Source organism: Kitasatospora sp. NPDC056446 (genome assembly GCF_042796115.1).
Taxonomy (GTDB): domain Bacteria; phylum Actinomycetota; class Actinomycetes; order Streptomycetales; family Streptomycetaceae; genus Kitasatospora.
In genome coordinates this window covers 42,197-55,794 of record NZ_JBHTRF010000007.1, presented here as the reverse complement: position 1 = coordinate 55,794, position 13,598 = coordinate 42,197, and the positions used below count along the sequence as shown (strand labels likewise).

18 protein-coding genes are annotated in these 13,598 nt (G+C 75.9%); 7 read left to right on the top strand and 11 right to left on the bottom strand.

The genetic code is table 11. The annotated features are described in order from the left end of the window. Positions 1 to 58 precede the first annotated feature (58 nt). Both cynS and ACFQ6N_RS06860 read right to left on the bottom strand, forming a co-directional pair. Positions 59 to 529, bottom strand: a complete 471-nt coding sequence (gene cynS, locus ACFQ6N_RS06865) for a cyanase (protein ID WP_380647407.1) — start codon at positions 527 to 529, stop codon at positions 59 to 61. Positions 530 to 689: 160 nt separating this feature from the next. Further along, entirely contained in the window at positions 690 to 890 is a 201-nt protein-coding gene (locus ACFQ6N_RS06860; protein WP_380647406.1) for a hypothetical protein, read from the bottom strand. A gap of 354 nt (positions 891 to 1,244) precedes the next feature. Between ACFQ6N_RS06860 and ACFQ6N_RS06855 the strand changes: the two genes are divergently transcribed. Continuing rightward, positions 1,245 to 2,282: a glycosyltransferase family 2 protein gene (locus ACFQ6N_RS06855; protein WP_380647404.1), complete on the top strand. Its 1,038-nt coding sequence runs from the start codon at positions 1,245 to 1,247 to the stop codon at positions 2,280 to 2,282. 64 nt (positions 2,283 to 2,346) lie between these two features. Here ACFQ6N_RS06855 and ACFQ6N_RS06850 read toward each other — a convergent pair whose 3' ends face one another. Continuing rightward, positions 2,347 to 2,628: a hypothetical protein gene (locus ACFQ6N_RS06850; protein ID WP_380647403.1), complete on the bottom strand. Its 282-nt coding sequence runs from the start codon at positions 2,626 to 2,628 to the stop codon at positions 2,347 to 2,349. Positions 2,629 to 2,816: 188 nt separating this feature from the next. Beyond that, a complete protein-coding gene (locus ACFQ6N_RS06845) occupies positions 2,817 to 3,053 on the bottom strand; it encodes a hypothetical protein (protein WP_380647559.1) in 237 nt (78 codons plus the stop codon). On the opposite strand from ACFQ6N_RS06845, the gene ACFQ6N_RS06840 reads away from it, so the two are divergent. Both ACFQ6N_RS06840 and ACFQ6N_RS06835 read left to right on the top strand, forming a co-directional pair. Continuing rightward, positions 2,974 to 3,285 carry a hypothetical protein gene (locus ACFQ6N_RS06840; protein WP_380647570.1) on the top strand — a complete coding sequence of 104 codons (312 nt, stop codon included), beginning with the start codon at positions 2,974 to 2,976 and terminating at the stop codon, positions 3,283 to 3,285. The genes ACFQ6N_RS06845 and ACFQ6N_RS06840 overlap by 80 nt on opposite strands. Before the next feature lie 252 nt (positions 3,286 to 3,537). Further along, positions 3,538 to 4,827, top strand: a complete 1,290-nt coding sequence (locus tag ACFQ6N_RS06835; RefSeq protein ID WP_380647402.1) for a hypothetical protein — start codon at positions 3,538 to 3,540, stop codon at positions 4,825 to 4,827. Positions 4,828 to 5,132: 305 nt separating this feature from the next. On the opposite strand, the gene ACFQ6N_RS06830 is transcribed toward ACFQ6N_RS06835, so the two are convergent. After that, entirely contained in the window at positions 5,133 to 6,095 is a 963-nt protein-coding gene (locus tag ACFQ6N_RS06830) for an AraC family transcriptional regulator (protein WP_380647401.1), read from the bottom strand. Positions 6,096 to 6,294: 199 nt separating this feature from the next. Here ACFQ6N_RS06830 and ACFQ6N_RS06825 point away from each other — a divergent pair, with 199 nt between their 5' ends. After that, complete coding sequence (locus ACFQ6N_RS06825) at positions 6,295 to 7,200, top strand: MBL fold metallo-hydrolase (RefSeq protein ID WP_380647400.1); 906 nt, start codon at positions 6,295 to 6,297, stop codon at positions 7,198 to 7,200. A gap of 166 nt (positions 7,201 to 7,366) precedes the next feature. On the opposite strand, the gene ACFQ6N_RS06820 is transcribed toward ACFQ6N_RS06825, so the two are convergent. Continuing rightward, entirely contained in the window at positions 7,367 to 7,579 is a 213-nt protein-coding gene (locus tag ACFQ6N_RS06820) for a cold-shock protein (protein ID WP_380647399.1), read from the bottom strand. Between the two features lie 204 nt (positions 7,580 to 7,783). Here ACFQ6N_RS06820 and ACFQ6N_RS06815 point away from each other — a divergent pair, with 204 nt between their 5' ends. After that, positions 7,784 to 8,590, top strand: coding sequence for an alpha/beta fold hydrolase (locus ACFQ6N_RS06815; protein WP_380647398.1), 807 nt, complete (start codon positions 7,784 to 7,786; stop codon positions 8,588 to 8,590). A gap of 25 nt (positions 8,591 to 8,615) precedes the next feature. Here the strand turns inward: ACFQ6N_RS06815 and ACFQ6N_RS06810 are convergent, their stop codons facing one another. Both ACFQ6N_RS06810 and ACFQ6N_RS06805 read right to left on the bottom strand, forming a co-directional pair. Continuing rightward, entirely contained in the window at positions 8,616 to 8,936 is a 321-nt protein-coding gene (locus ACFQ6N_RS06810; RefSeq protein WP_380647397.1) for a hypothetical protein, read from the bottom strand. Between the two features lie 127 nt (positions 8,937 to 9,063). Further along, entirely contained in the window at positions 9,064 to 9,837 is a 774-nt protein-coding gene (locus ACFQ6N_RS06805) for a GntR family transcriptional regulator (protein ID WP_380647396.1), read from the bottom strand. Between the two features lie 46 nt (positions 9,838 to 9,883). Between ACFQ6N_RS06805 and ACFQ6N_RS06800 the strand changes: the two genes are divergently transcribed. Both ACFQ6N_RS06800 and ACFQ6N_RS06795 read left to right on the top strand, forming a co-directional pair. After that, positions 9,884 to 10,306, top strand: coding sequence for a VOC family protein (locus ACFQ6N_RS06800; RefSeq protein ID WP_380647395.1), 423 nt, complete (start codon positions 9,884 to 9,886; stop codon positions 10,304 to 10,306). After that, complete coding sequence (locus tag ACFQ6N_RS06795) at positions 10,303 to 11,064, top strand: SDR family NAD(P)-dependent oxidoreductase (RefSeq protein WP_380647394.1); 762 nt, start codon at positions 10,303 to 10,305, stop codon at positions 11,062 to 11,064. The genes ACFQ6N_RS06800 and ACFQ6N_RS06795 overlap by 4 nt, the downstream gene beginning before the upstream one ends. Before the next feature lie 27 nt (positions 11,065 to 11,091). Here ACFQ6N_RS06795 and ACFQ6N_RS06790 read toward each other — a convergent pair whose 3' ends face one another. The 3 genes from ACFQ6N_RS06790 to ACFQ6N_RS06780 form a co-directional block, all read right to left on the bottom strand. Beyond that, positions 11,092 to 12,042 carry a hypothetical protein gene (locus ACFQ6N_RS06790; protein WP_380647393.1) on the bottom strand — a complete coding sequence of 317 codons (951 nt, stop codon included), beginning with the start codon at positions 12,040 to 12,042 and terminating at the stop codon, positions 11,092 to 11,094. Further along, complete coding sequence (locus tag ACFQ6N_RS06785; RefSeq protein ID WP_380647392.1) at positions 12,039 to 13,085, bottom strand: SPFH domain-containing protein; 1,047 nt, start codon at positions 13,083 to 13,085, stop codon at positions 12,039 to 12,041. Before ACFQ6N_RS06785 ends, ACFQ6N_RS06790 begins: the two co-directional genes overlap by 4 nt. A 93-nt stretch (positions 13,086 to 13,178) precedes the next feature. After that, entirely contained in the window at positions 13,179 to 13,571 is a 393-nt protein-coding gene (locus ACFQ6N_RS06780) for a nuclear transport factor 2 family protein (protein WP_380647391.1), read from the bottom strand. Positions 13,572 to 13,598: the final 27 nt, after the last annotated feature.

Here is a 13,598-nt window from a genome sequence, read left to right as displayed (position 1 = left end):
GGGCGGCGGTCGCCGCGGCCGGGGGGCAGCCGGGGGCCAGGCGGGGGCCAGGCGGGGGTCAGAACGGCTTGGCGGGAAGGTACTTGCCGTCCAGGGTGATGACGGCGCGGTGGCCGCCCGCGGGGTCCTCGACGGTCTTCACGTCGATCCGGAAGTCGACGGCGCTGATGATGCCGTCGCCCAGTTGTTCGTGGACCAGGGCCTTGAGGGTGGTGCCGTAGACCTGGAGCATCTCGTGGAAGCGGTAGATGGTCGGGTCGGTGGGGACGGCGCCGGGGGAGGAGCCGCGCAGCGGGACGGTCTGCAGCAGCAGCGCGTCGTCCTCGTCCAGGCCGAGCAGCCCGGCCACCGCCCCGGCCGCGTCGGCGGGCAGCGGGTGCTGGCCGAGCAGCGCGGCGGTGACGAAGGCGACGGACAGGCCGGCGGCGTCCGCCAGCTCCTGCCAGGTGAGGTCCTTGCGGGTCTTCGCGGCGACGACCCGCCGGGCGAGCTGCTGCCGGGCGGCCGGGTCGAGCTGGGCGTGCACCATGGGGCGGGTCCTCCGGGATCGGGTCCTGGGCGATGCCACAGCGCACGCTCGCACCTTCCGGCGCCCCCGTCGACCCCGCCTCCCGCGCCGCCGGGCCGGTCCGGTCCGGAGCCCGGGCCCGGGCCGCGCCGTCCGCGCCCGGGTCCGCGCCCCGGTCCGTTCAGGGGAGGTAGCGCTCCAGCGCGGCGGCGCCCTTCTCCTCGATCTCCTGCCGCGCCCAGGACAGGCGCCCCGGGGTGACGTCGCGCCCCGACGCCATCACGAGGTCCTCGGGGTCGAAGGGGCGCTCCCCTCCGGTGTAGAGCCGCCGCTGGATCCCGGAGGACGACTCCGGCACACCCTCGTCCGATGCTTCCCGCATGTCCCTCACCTCATCGTCTGGAGGCCTGCACGCACAGTCCTTCGATGGTCGTTCCGCAGCGCGGGCGATGGCGGGTGGAGGACCGTGAAGTTACTCCATTCGGGTGAAGATGGCGCCGTCGGACGCCCCCCTGGGGCGGCAACCGGGGACGCCCCCGCCCCGGCCCCCGCGACATCCGCGAGCGGTTGACGCCGGACACGCCCGCTCCACCGACCGGCAGGCCCGAAGACATCCGACGTTCGCCCAACGGCCTTGTATGATCCCTACATTCGGGCCACTGCCGGTGATCGGCCGTCGGCGGTGCGTACCCGCCCGGCCCGACCGGACCGTCCGCTCCTGAGCGAAAGGCCGCTGATGGCCCCGCGCCTGTCCGTCGTCGTCCCGATCTACAACGTCGAGCGCTACCTGCGGGAATGCCTCGACTCGATCGCGGCCCAGACCTTCGGCGACTTCGAGTGCGTCATGGTCGACGACGGCTCCACCGACGGCGGCCCCGCCATCGCCGAGGCCTACGCCGACCGGGACCCGCGCTTCCGGCTGGTCCGGCAGGACAACCAGGGCCTCGGCGCCGCCCGCAACACCGGCTGGCGCCACCTCGCCCCCGGCACCGAGTACCTGGCCTTCGTCGACAGCGACGACACCCTGCCACCGCACGCCTACCAGCTGATGGTCAGCACCCTCGACGAGACCGGATCCGACTTCGTCACCGGCAACGCGCTGCGCCTGCGCACCACCGGCCTCACCCCCTCGCACGGCCACCGCCGCGCCTTCCGCGAGACCCGGCTGCGCACCCACGTCAGCGAACTGCCCGCCCTGGTCACCGACCGCACCGCCTGGAACAAGGTCTACCGGCGCTCCTTCTTCGACGCCGCGGGCATCCTGTACCCCGAAGGCATCCTGTACGAGGACGCCCCGGTCAGCGTGCCCCACCACTTCCTCGCCGAGCGCGTCGACGTGCTCTCCGAGCCGATCTACCACTGGCGGGTGCGCGAGGACGGCGAACTGTCCATCACCCAGAAGAAGACCGACCCGCGCGGCGTGATCGACCGGGTCCGCTCGATGGAACTCGTCCGGGAGTGGCTGCTCGCCCGCCCCGAACCCGCGTTCGCCGGGCACCTGGCCGCCTACGACCGCAACTGCCTGGTCGAGGAGATCCCGATGTTCTTCTGGGCCGTCCCGGACGGCGACCGCGCCTACCGCGAGGCCTACCAGCAGCACGTCAGCCGACTCATCCGGGCCATCGGCCCCGGGCGCCTCGCCGGCCTGAGCACCCAGCTGCGCCTCAAGTACCGCCTGACGCTGGCCGACCGGATGCACCGCTTCGTCGCCGTCCAGCGCCTGCACCGCCTCGCCCGCCGCACCCGCCAGGCCGCCGCCACCGCACGCGGCTGAGCCGGCCGGGCAGGGGGCGTCGGTTCCTCCGGTTCCTCCGGTGCCCCGGCCCGCCCGTCGGCCCTCAGCCGATGCCCGCCCTGGCGGCGCGCGGCCCCGCGTCGCCGGGCACGGCGAGTACGGCGAGCAGCCGGGCGCGGACGTCGGCGGCGGCGGCGCGGGTGAGCGGGTCCTCGCTCTCCAACTGCGGGGCGATCAGCTCCACCGCCGCGGCCAGCAGCGGGAGGGGCACCTCGGCGGTGCGCAGGTGGACGAGCTGCGACGCCGCCCGTTCGCCGGGCGTGGCGGGGGCGGGGGCGCCGGGAATCAGGGCGGTGATGCCTCGGGGCGGCTGACTGTCGGTCACCCGCCCATTCTCCCGCGCGCGGACCGGTGGTGATCACCACGACCCGGGGATCCCCGGGCCGTTCCGCGGCGGCATGCTCCCGGCGGCCCGTTCCCGACGGCGCGACGGACCGCGCCGGCGCCCGTCGCCCGACGGCCGACGGCCGGTGGACCGGCGCGGGCAGCCGGCCCGTCCGACTCCTCGCGCGGCTACGCGGGACCGGCGGGACCGCAGTCCGCGCAGCCCGTCCGGTGCCCGTCCAGCCACGCGTCGAGCTGCGCCTTCCGCTGCCGCAGGCGGGCGGTGGTGGCCCGGGTCGCGTAGCCGGCGAGGCCGCGCAGGACGATCGTGCGCCCCTCGCGGGTGGTGAGCGTCAGCGCGGTCGAGAGGCCGACGGCGGACCCGGCGTCGCCCAGGTCGACCGACGCGATCTCGCACCAGGCGATCCGGTGCGTCCGTTCCAGCGTGCGGCTGGTGATTCCGGAGCCGTCGATGACCCAGTCCCATCCGCAGGGCCCGGTAGAGCAGCACCGCCGAGGCGAGGCCCACCACCGTGCCGAAGACCTTGGCGCCCCAGGGCTCCAACGCGACCTCGCCGACCGCGACGAGCAGGAAGAGCGCGGCGACGAGGGACAGGACGACGCGCTGCCAGAGGCCGGCGGCGATACGGACGGCTGAGCCGGGATCATCGGTCACCGCGCGATGGTGGCACCGGGGCCGTCGGCGGTCAACGGCCCTGTCACCGCCCTTTCCCGCGACCGGAGTTCGCCGCCGTGCCCGTCCCGCTCCGGCCCGGAACCGACGCCGGGCGGAAGACGTTCGGAGTGGGAGGCGTCCGGGCGGGCTGCCCGGTGCCACTGACCAGGAAGGAAACCGAGTGACGACCACGTACGCAGCCCCGTCCGGACACGCCACGCCGGGAGGGCGCGGATGAAGCGGGAACCGGTCACCGACGCGACCGTCGCCCGCTGCCGGGAGGCGGCGCTCGCCGACCCCGCCTCGGGTCTGCCCGCGCTGGCCAAGTCCCTGGTGGGCCTGGCGTACCGCCGCTCCGACCGCCGGGCGAAGGGTGCCCTGCGCCTGATGGAGGAGGCCGCCGACATCCACCGCGCCCTGATCGCCGGCGGAACCGTCGAACACCTGGGAAACGCCGCCTTCGCCCTGTCCTCCCTCGCCCGGCAGTACTCTCGCCTCCACCTTCACGACCAGGCCCTCGCGGCCCACCAGGAGGCGGCCGACCTGGCGCGGCGGGCCGAGGAGCACCGGCCGGTCCCGGACCTCGGCCAAGCAGCCGTGCTGCGCGCCGCCCTCGCCCACGCCCTCGCCGAGGCGGGACGGTTCGACGAGGCCGTGGACGCCGCCCGCGCGGTGGCCGACCGCTCCCGGGCGGTGGCCGGGGAAGGCGGGACCGACCTGATGTGGCGACTGCTCGACGTCACCGTGCTGCTGCGCCTCGCCGGCCGCACCGAGGAGGCCGTCGCCGTCGAACACGAGGCGCTCGCCCACCAGCGCGACCAGAAGGCAGGGCAGGACCGAAGTCCCCTCATGGCGCTGCGGGCGGCCGGCGCGGCGCTGTGGTTCGCCGACCTCGGCCGCCCCGCTCAGGCCCGGGACCTGCTGGAGGAGGCCGCGCGGTCCGCCGAACGGCTGCCGGCCCGGACCCGCACCGCCGACTTCGGCTTCCACGAAGCCGTGCGGAGTGCGTTGTTCGCCCGCTCCGGGGTGCGGGACGAACAGGCCGCGGCCGAGGCGCCGGAGCCGGTCGCCGTCGATCCGGGGCAACGCCTCCGGCCGGTGCTGGGGGTGAACCACCTCCACTGGTCCGGCGGCCTGTACACGTCCTTCCAGAAGGGGCTGGGCGACCTGGTCCGGGCCGTCGAGGCCGGCACCGGCATGCCCGAGGGCAAGAGCGCCCGCGGCTCGATGACCCTGCCGGACGGCCGCGAACCGCTCGCCGCCCTCGGCATCCTCAGGCGGCGGCGCGACCTGCGCATGGCGGTCCTGGGGGAGCGCCCGTACAACTACGCCGGCACCACGGTCCCCCGGCTGCGGCGCAGCATCGACCTGGAGCGCCGCCTCCACGAGGTGGACCCCGAGGGCGGCACCGGGCGCCTGGTCCGGGCGGTCACCGACCTGGCCATGGCACAACTCGTCCAGGAGGAGCACGCCCTGGCGGCCGGCACCCTGCGTGAGGCCCACGCGCTCGCCGCCCAGGCGTAGGGCGTCCGCCCTGGTCTGCCCTGCCGTCTGCCCTGCCGTTCGCCCTGCCGTCTGCCCTGCCGATCAGCAGGGCGAACGGCCCGGGAGAGCGCCACGGTTGTGCCGATCGGCAGATGTGCGCGAGGGGGTGCACCGGCCAGGCTCGGGGGTATCGCAACGGCGGCCACCGGGGCCGCCGGAGGAAGGGGGCCACCATGTCCCGTACCCGCATCCGCACCCGCACGTGTTCCCGCGTCCTCGCCCGCGTCCGTCTCCGGGTCGGCCCGTGCCTGCGCCGCTGCCGGGCTGCCCCGAGGCGCGCGGGCTCAGGCCGCGCGGGCGGCGTCCCGGGCGGCGCGGTAGCGGCCGGGGGTGGTGCCGAACTGCCGGGCGAAGGCGTGCGAGAGCGCGTACGGGCTGGCGTAGCCGACCTTGCGGGCGACGGCTTCCAGCGGCTCGGCGGTGTCGCGCAGCAGGCCGGCGGCCCGGGTCATCCGCCACCAGGTGAGGTAGGCCATCGGCGGGCGGCCGGTGCGCGTGCTGAAGCGCCGGGTGAGGGTGGCGCGGGAGACCCCGGCGCGGGCGGCCAGGGCCTCGGCCGTCCACGGGTGGGCCGGCTCCTCGTGGACGGCGGCGAGCGCGGCGGCCACCACCGGGTCGGTGAGGGCCGCGCCCCAGCCGTCGGCGCCGCGCCGGGTGGTCCAGGCGCGCACCAGGTAGACGAGCAGGAGGTCGATCAGCCCGGGCACGGCGAGTTCGCCGCCGGGGCGCGCGGCGGCCAGCTCGGCACCCAGCAGGTCGACGGCGGCACGCAGCTCGGGATGCTCGCCGGTGCGGGTGGGCAGGTGGACGACCTCGGGCAGCTCGCGCATCAGCGGGTGCCCGAGCCCGTGGTCGAGGCGGTACTTGCCGCACAGCAGGTCCGCCGCGCCGACGGCCCCCGGGTCGGCCGGGTCGTGCGGGCCGCCTGGGGAGGTCGCGGAGCCCGGGCCCCGGCGGGAGTCGAGCAGGTCCTCCAGCGCCGGCAGGCGCGCCGCCCGGGAGGCCGTCAACTCCTCGTCGGACAGGGCGTGCCCGCTGCCGTGCGGCAGCAGCACCGCGTCGCCGGGCCCCAGCCGCAGCGACTCGCCGCCGTCGGACAGCAGCCAGCAGCTGCCGGACAGCACCACATGGAAGCCCGCGCCCGCGTAGGAGGGGATCCGCGCGCCCCAACGCCCCGCCACGCTCAGCCGGTTGGAGGCGGGCCGGCCCGCCCGTACGGCGGCGATCGCGTCGCTGACCACGTCCACCCGGCCATCGTAGCCGCCCCCGGAGCGCCCGGGCGGGGCGTCCGGGCGGGGGCCGGCGGCGGGTGCCGCAGGCACCGGGGTGAGCCGATCGCGTATCGGAGCGAGCTTCTGGCGCATTGAGCGGCTCACCCGGGCTTCCTAGGCTCAAGGAGCAGACAGCAAGCGGGAACACGCACGAACAGAACGTGGAGGGCGAGCCGTGGAGCGGATCGTGGTGGGGAACGTGGAGATCATCCGGGTGCTGGAGTACCAGGGCCCGTTCGCACCGGCGGCGAGGATCGTGCCCGGCCTCGACGAACAGGCCTGGGCCGACGGCGACGCCGTCCCGGCACCCGAGCACTACGACCCCGCCTCCGGCTCCTACATCGGAGCGCTGCAGACCTGGGTGGTGCGCAGCGCGGGCCGGACGGTCCTGGTGGACACCGGGGTCGGCGACGGCCGCGAGCGCCCGGGGACACCGATGTTCCACCGGCGCGAGGGGCACTTCCCGGAGCTGCTGGCGGCGGGGGTACGCCCGGAGGATGTGGACGCGGTGGTGAACACCCACCTGCACGCCGACCACGTCGGGTGGAACACCACCGGGAAGGACGGGAGTTGGGTCCCCACCTTCCCGAACGCGGAGTACTACCTGCCGGCGGCCGACCGGGCGTTCTTCGACCCGGCGGCCCGCCACCCGGCACGCGACGGCGCCGCGGTCGACCCGGCCCGCTGGGCGGAGTGGGACCTGGTGTTCGAGGACAGCGTGGCGCCGGTGATCGCGGCCGGACAGGCGGTGCAGTGGTCGGGGTCGCTGCGCCTCGGCCCGGCGCTGGTGCTGGAGGAGGCGCCGGGGCACACGCCGGGCTCGTCCGTGCTGCGGGTGGAGTCGGCCGGCGAGCGGGCGGTGTTCGTGGGGGACCTGATGCACTCGCCGGTGCAGTTGGCGCATCCCTCGTGCAACAGCTGCTTCTGCCTGGACCAGGCCCAGGCGGCGGCGAGCCGGCTGCGGGTGCTGGAACGGGCGGCGGCGGAGCGGGAGTTGGTGATACCGGCGCACTTCGCGGGGGCCGGCGCGGCGCGGGTCAGGAAGGCGGGAGCGGGTTTCGCGGCCGACTGGGTGCGGTGAGGGGCCGCCCGGGCCGCCGCGTCCGGTCCCGTCCGGGTGCGGCCCGCGTCCGCCCGCGCACCGTGGCGGGCACGCCGGGGAGCCCGGCGTCCCTGCCGGGCGCCCTGGCACCGGCCGGAGCCGGTGGGCGCCGTGGACGCCGGGACTCGCCCGTTCGCGCCGGGGCCTACTTCTCGACGTGGACCTTGTCGGCCTGCATGCCCTTCTGGCCCTGGACGGCCTCGAAGGTGACCTTCTGGCCTTCCACCAGGGACTTGAAGCCGTCCCCTTCGATCGCCCGGAAGTGAACGAACAGGTCGGGGCCGGACTCGGGGGTGATGAACCCGTACCCCTTCTCGTCGTTGAACCACTTGACCGTGCCGTTCTGGCGCTCCGCCATGTTCTCCCCTTGCTGATGCGAACCGTTGCCGACCGCGATCCTTTCACGTTGGGTGAGGGAACGGGTGCCAAAGGTCACGCGCGTGCCGCCGGTCACGTCTGCCCGGCGGCGTGTCAGCGGTCTGTCAGCGTCCTGCCGGTGGGCCGGGGCGGATCCCGGCGGGACGAGAGCGGGATGCGGGCGGGCCGGGGGAGCCTGGCGGGCATGACCGAGCTTCACGCATCCTCCGACGACAGCCGACCCGTCACCGCCCTCGACGAGGGGTCGGGACCGGTCCTGCTGGTGGTCCACCCCGGCGGCGGGGACGCGACGTCCTGGGACGGCGTCACCCGCCACCTCGCCGACGGCTTCCGGGTGGTCCGGATCCGGCGGCGGATCTACGTTCCCGGTGCGGACATCGCCTTGCCGCACTCGATGGCGGTCGAGGCGGCCGACGTCCTCGCCGTCGCGGGCCTCCTGGAGCCTCCGGTGGTGCTGGTGGGGCACTCCTCGGGCGCGGTGGCCGCGCTGGAGGCCGCCCTGTCGGCCCCGTCCGTGTTCGCCGGACTCGTCCTTTACGAACCGCCGCTGCCGACGGGGGAGCCGGTCGCCGGGGCGGCGGGGGTACGGGCCCGGGCGGCGCTGGACGCCGGGGACCCGGTCGAGGCGGTGCGGATCCACCTGCGGGACATCGTGCGGGTGCCGGCGGACACGGCCGAGGCCCTGGTGGCCGACCCGCGCCTGCGGGCGGCGCTGTGCGCGTACGCGGCCGCGCAGATCGCCGAAGACGAGGCGCTGGACGCGCTCGGCGTCGGAGTCGGCCGCTTCGCGGCACTCGCCCTGTCGACGACCCTGATCGAGGGCGACCTCAGCCCCGCCCACCTGCGCCGGCGGCTGGCCGATCTGGCCGGGGTCCTGCCCGACGCGCGGACCGTCACGCTCGCCGGCCAGGGGCACGCCGCCCACGTCACCGGCCCCCGCGTTCTGGCCGCCGCCGTTCGCGACGCGGCGCTGCGGATCCTCCGCCCGTGAGCGCGCCCCGCCCGCCGGGGCGCGCTCAGTGCCGCTGCCGGCGTTCGGAGCCGGTGTCGAAGAAGGCGTCGAGGTAGGCGTCCGGCTCCAGCGGGCTGTCCCGCAGCAGGGAGAACACCTCGGCGCCCTGGCCCGGCGGGCCGTCGAGGCGGAAGGACTGGGCGAAGCCGAGGTGGCCGAGGCGGTTGTCGGCCGCGTAGGTGCCGGCCTCCGCCTCGGCGAGGGCGATCGCCTCGTCGGCGGAGGAGGCCTGCCAGAGGGTGATCCGCTCCTCGTAGGTCCGCCCGTCCCCGGCCGTCCACTCGAACACGCACCGCACCCCGTACCACTGCACGGCCTGTTCCACGTCCCGCCCCCTCCGCGCCGCCGGATCCGGCTGACCGGCCCTCAGTGTCCGTCCCGGCCGCCGCGTGATCCAAACCGGTTCCGGCCCCGGCGGGCGCCGACGGCCCCCTTCTGCTACCCCTCCGCACTCACCCGGCCGCCGCCGCCGCGCCGCCTGTACCCGCGTCCGTGCCGCCCGTGCCGTCCGTGTCTGCCCCGCCTGGCTGCGCCCCGTCCGGCTGCGCGAGGAGGGCCAGGAGGCTGCGGCGGGCGGTGTCGACGTGTTCGGCGGCGAGCCGGTCGAGCCGCTCGTGTTCCTCCTCGCCGCCGCCCGCCCGGAGCAGGCGGGCGAGTTCGCGGTGCTCGTCGACGACCAGGGCGCGGTACTGGCCGCCGGCCAGGGAGACCCGTTGGAGCTGGAAGAGGAAGACCTGGGAGCGCAGGGTCTGCCAGGCCTCGGTGAGGCGGCTGTTCCCGGCGGCCGCGTAGATCCGGTCGTGGAAGGCCATGTCCAGGGCGAGCAGTCGCGGGACTCCGGCGCCGGCGGCCAGTTCGGCGGCCATCTCGTCGACGAGGCGGTCGAGTTCGTCGAGCCGGCCGGGGGTCGCCCGGCGCATCGCGGTGACGGTGGCGAGCCGGTCGAGGGCGGCGCGGACGCGGTAGACCTCCTCCACGTCGGCGGCGGTCGCCGCCACGACGGTGGTGGGCCGGTGCCAGCCGGTGCGGATCAGTCCTTCGTGCTGCAGCCGGGCGAGCCCCTCGCGCACGGCGCCGCGGCTGACGCCCAGTGACGCGGCCAGTTCGGCCTCGCGCAGGGGGGCGCCGGGCGGGAAGCGTCCGTCGAAGACCGCGTCGCGGACCCGGTCCGCCACCTCGTCGGCGAGTCCGCGACGGACTGCCTTCCGCAGGGGTTCATCGTTCATGTCCGAATGTTGACATCGGGTCGGAGCGGGGCGCAAGGTGGAGGGCATGACTCGTCCCGCGTTTCATCTCGCCTTCCCTGTCGACGACTTGGCCCGTGCCCGGGCGTTCTACGGCGGTGTGCTCGGACTCCCGGAGGGCCGCTCGTCCGACGGCTGGGTCGACTGGGACTTCCACGGCCACCAGGTGGTGACGCACCTGGTCGCCGGTCCCGGGCTTGGTGCCGCCGGGCACGGCACCGTGGACGGCCGTCCCGTCCCGGTGCCGCACTTCGGGCTGGTGCTGGACGTCGAGGCCTTCCACGACCTCGCCCGGCGGCTGGCGCAGGCCGGTACCGAGTTCGTCATCGAGCCGTCCCTGCGCTTCGAGGGGCAGCCGGGGGAGCAGTGGACGATGTTCCTGCTCGACCCGGCCGGCAACGCCCTGGAGTTCAAGGCGTTCCGTGACGAGAGCCGGCTGTTCGCCCGATGAGGGGCGTCCTGGTCACCGGCGCCTCCCGGGGCATCGGCCGGGCCGTGGCGCACGCGTTCGCCGCCGCCGGCGACCGGGTCGCGGTGCACTACGCGTCGAGCCGGGCCGAGGCCGAGCGGACCCTGGCCGCGCTGCCCGGCGAGGGGCACGTCCTGGTGGAGGGGGACCTGGGCGACCCGGCCGGGGCCGAGCGCATCGCGCGGGCCGCGCACGCGGGGCTGGGCGGCGTGGACGTCCTGGTCAACAACGCGGCCGTGGCCACCTCGCAGGACAACGCCCACCCGGTGGCGGGGGTGTCGTACGAGGACTGGCAGCGGGTCTGGCGCCGGATGGTCGACGTCAACCTGCTCGGTGCGGCGGACCTGAGCTACTGCGTCGCGCGCCTTCTGATCGACCGCGGTGCTCCGGGCCGCATCGTGCACATCGGCTCGCGCGGGGCCTTCCGCGGCGAGCCGGACCACCCCGCGTACGGCGCGAGCAAGGCCGCGCTGCACGCCCTCGGCCAGTCCCTGGCCGTCGCGCTGGCGCCGCACGGGATCTCGGTGACCTCGGTCGCCCCCGGCTTCACCGCCACCGACCGGGTCGCCGACCGGCTGGCCGGGCCGTCGGGGCAGGCCCTGCGCGAGCAGAGCCCGTTCGGCCGGGTCGGCACCGCGGAGGAGGTCGCCGCGGCGGTGCTGTACCTGGCCTCCGCCGAGGCGACCTGGGCCTCGGGCACGGTCCTGGACCTCAACGGGGCGTCGCACCTGCGGCTGTGAGCGGCCGTCGGCCGGCGCCGCGCGGGCTCACCCCAGCAGGCGCAGCCGGCTCGCGCAGACGCCGAGCCGCACGCTCTGTCCCCAGGTGAGGTCCAGGGCGTCCGTCTCGATGCCGTCGCCGAAGGCGACCAGGTGCTCGGACTCGACGGTGAGCACCAGCTGCCGGCCGGCGGTCAGCAGGCCGTGCACCCGGTCGGTGCCGGTGGTGGGGGAGGGCCAGGCCTCGCGGACGAACCAGGCCAGCTCCGGCGCGTCGGGGGCGGGCAGGGCGAGGGGGCCGCCGCGTTCCAGCCAGGCCGAACGGCACCAGCCGGTGGCGCCGGTGCCGGTGCCGACCAGGACGCCGGACGAGGCCTGGGCCTCCTCGGCCCCGCCGCCGTCCGCCGCCCCGCCGCCGTGCCCGCACTCAGCCGCGCCGTCCTCAGCCCCGCCGTCCGTCCCCAGGCGGTAGCGGGCGGTCTGGTGCCCGGGCTGTCCGACGTACACCTCGTTCAGTGCGAGCAGCCGCTGGCCGTCGTCGGTGACGGCCTCGACCATCGTCCGTTCCTCCAGCGGCCCGGTGCCGTGCGCCGCCGCCCGCAGCAGCGCGGGCAGTGCGTCGACCCGGTGGCGCACCAGGACGCCGGGGTCCCGGCCCGGGTCGGCGTCCACGCCGATCACCGGTTGGCCGTCCAGGTACTTGGCGACGTTGGCGACCAGCCCGTCCTGGCCGACCACGGCCACCACGTCCCCGGGCTCGAACAGGAAGCGCGGCAGGTCCGCCCGTTCGACCCGGGTGCGCCGCCAGTCCAGGGGGACGGCGGCGGCCGCCTCGGCGAGCGCGGCGGTGTGCCGGTGGTGGCGCTGTTCGACGTCCCGGGCGGAGCGGCCCCGGGAGGCGAGGAAGAACGAGGCCTGGCCGGGGGTGCCGTGGCGGGCCACCAGTTCCGCGTACTCGGTGCGCCGGTGCACCAGCACCACCCGCGGTGCGAGCGTCATCGCCCGCCCCCGCCCCCGCCGCCGGTGCCCCCGCTTCCGGCGGTCGGGCCGGGGGCGCCGAGGCGGGCGAGCAGGCCGGTGAGTACGTCGGGGGTGAGTGTCACGCTGTCGATCCGCGGCAGGTGCTCGGCCAGTCGCATCAGGGCCAGGGCCCGCAGTACGGCCGGGTCCGCCTGCTGGTGGGCCGTCAGCCAGGCGGCCTCCGCGGAGGCCCGGGCGTCGCCGAGTTCGCGGGCGGCCTGCGCCTCGGCGGCGGCCAGCCGGGTGCGGCGGGTGGCCTCGGCGTCGGCGCGGACCCGGTCGGCGACGGCTTCCTCCTCGGCCTGGAGGCGCCGGTTGGCGCCCTGCTGGGCGAGCAGCTGCTCCTCGCGGCGGGCGAGTTCGATGCGGTTGGCGAGTTCGTTCTCGGCGATGCCGCGTTCGTGCTCGACGGCCACCGCGCGGCGTTCGAAGGTCGCCCGGTCGGCTTCCTGCTGCACCCGTTCGCGGGCGGGGGTGCGCAGTGCCCGTTCGACCTCCGGTTCGGGCCGCAGGGCCACCACCCGGACGGCGATGACGGCGAGTCCGGTCGCGGTGATCCGGGGTTCGTCGGCGAGGCCTTCGGCCATCCGTTCGCGTACGGCGTCGACCCCGTCGGCGAGGGCGCCGGCGAGGGGGGTGCGGGCGAGCAGGCCGAGCGCGTGCTGCTGGGCGGTCTCGGTGAGCAGGGTGGCGAGCTGGTCGAGCGGGGCCGTGCGCCAGGCGCCGGTGTCGGGGTCGATGCCGAAGTCGACGCGGGTGGCGGCGGTGGCGGGGTCGGTGATCCGGTAGGTGAGCGTGGCCTGGACGGTGACGTCCTGGAAGTCGCCGGTGCGGGCGTGGAAGAGCATGGCGAGTTCCCGGTCGTCGACCGGTACTTCGGAGATGGCCGCGGTCAGCGGCCGGAACCAGAACGCGAGCCCGGGCCCGTCGTGGGTGACCCGGCCCCGCCGCAGGTGGCGGATGTGCGCGGTGGGGACGGCGCGCAGGTGGCGCAGCCCGAACCGTCTGGTGATGTCGGCCATCGCAGGGCCCCCTTCTCGTCATGTCGACGATATGGGGGCACCCCTGTTTTCGTCAAGATGACGAAAACAGGGGTGCCCCGGCGGGCCGCGCCGTCAGCGCGCGCTGCCGATGCCCCGGTCGGCGTCGGCCCCTTCGAGCATCAGGGTGGTCTCCTCCAGGCGGCTGAACCGGCCGTCGGGGGCCAGGTCGGCGAACACGTACACCTCCGTCCGCACGGTGGAGCCGTCCTTCTTGGTGAGGTGGACGGTGTGCCGGTCGGCGTACCGGTCGCCGTCGCGCAGTTCCTCGTGGACCTCGACGCGGCCGTCGGCGACGAGGGTGCGCAGGTGGGCGATGTGGTCGGCGAACCCGGCGCGGTCGGCCCACTCGCCATTCGTGCGCTGGCGGTAGCCGGGGGCGAAGTGGCGATCGACGGCCTCGGGCACGGTGAGGTCGCGGTCGAACAGGAGGTCGGCGAGGGCGGCCTCGATGCCGGTGCGGGTCACGGGATGTCCCTTCGGTGGGGGTGGTTC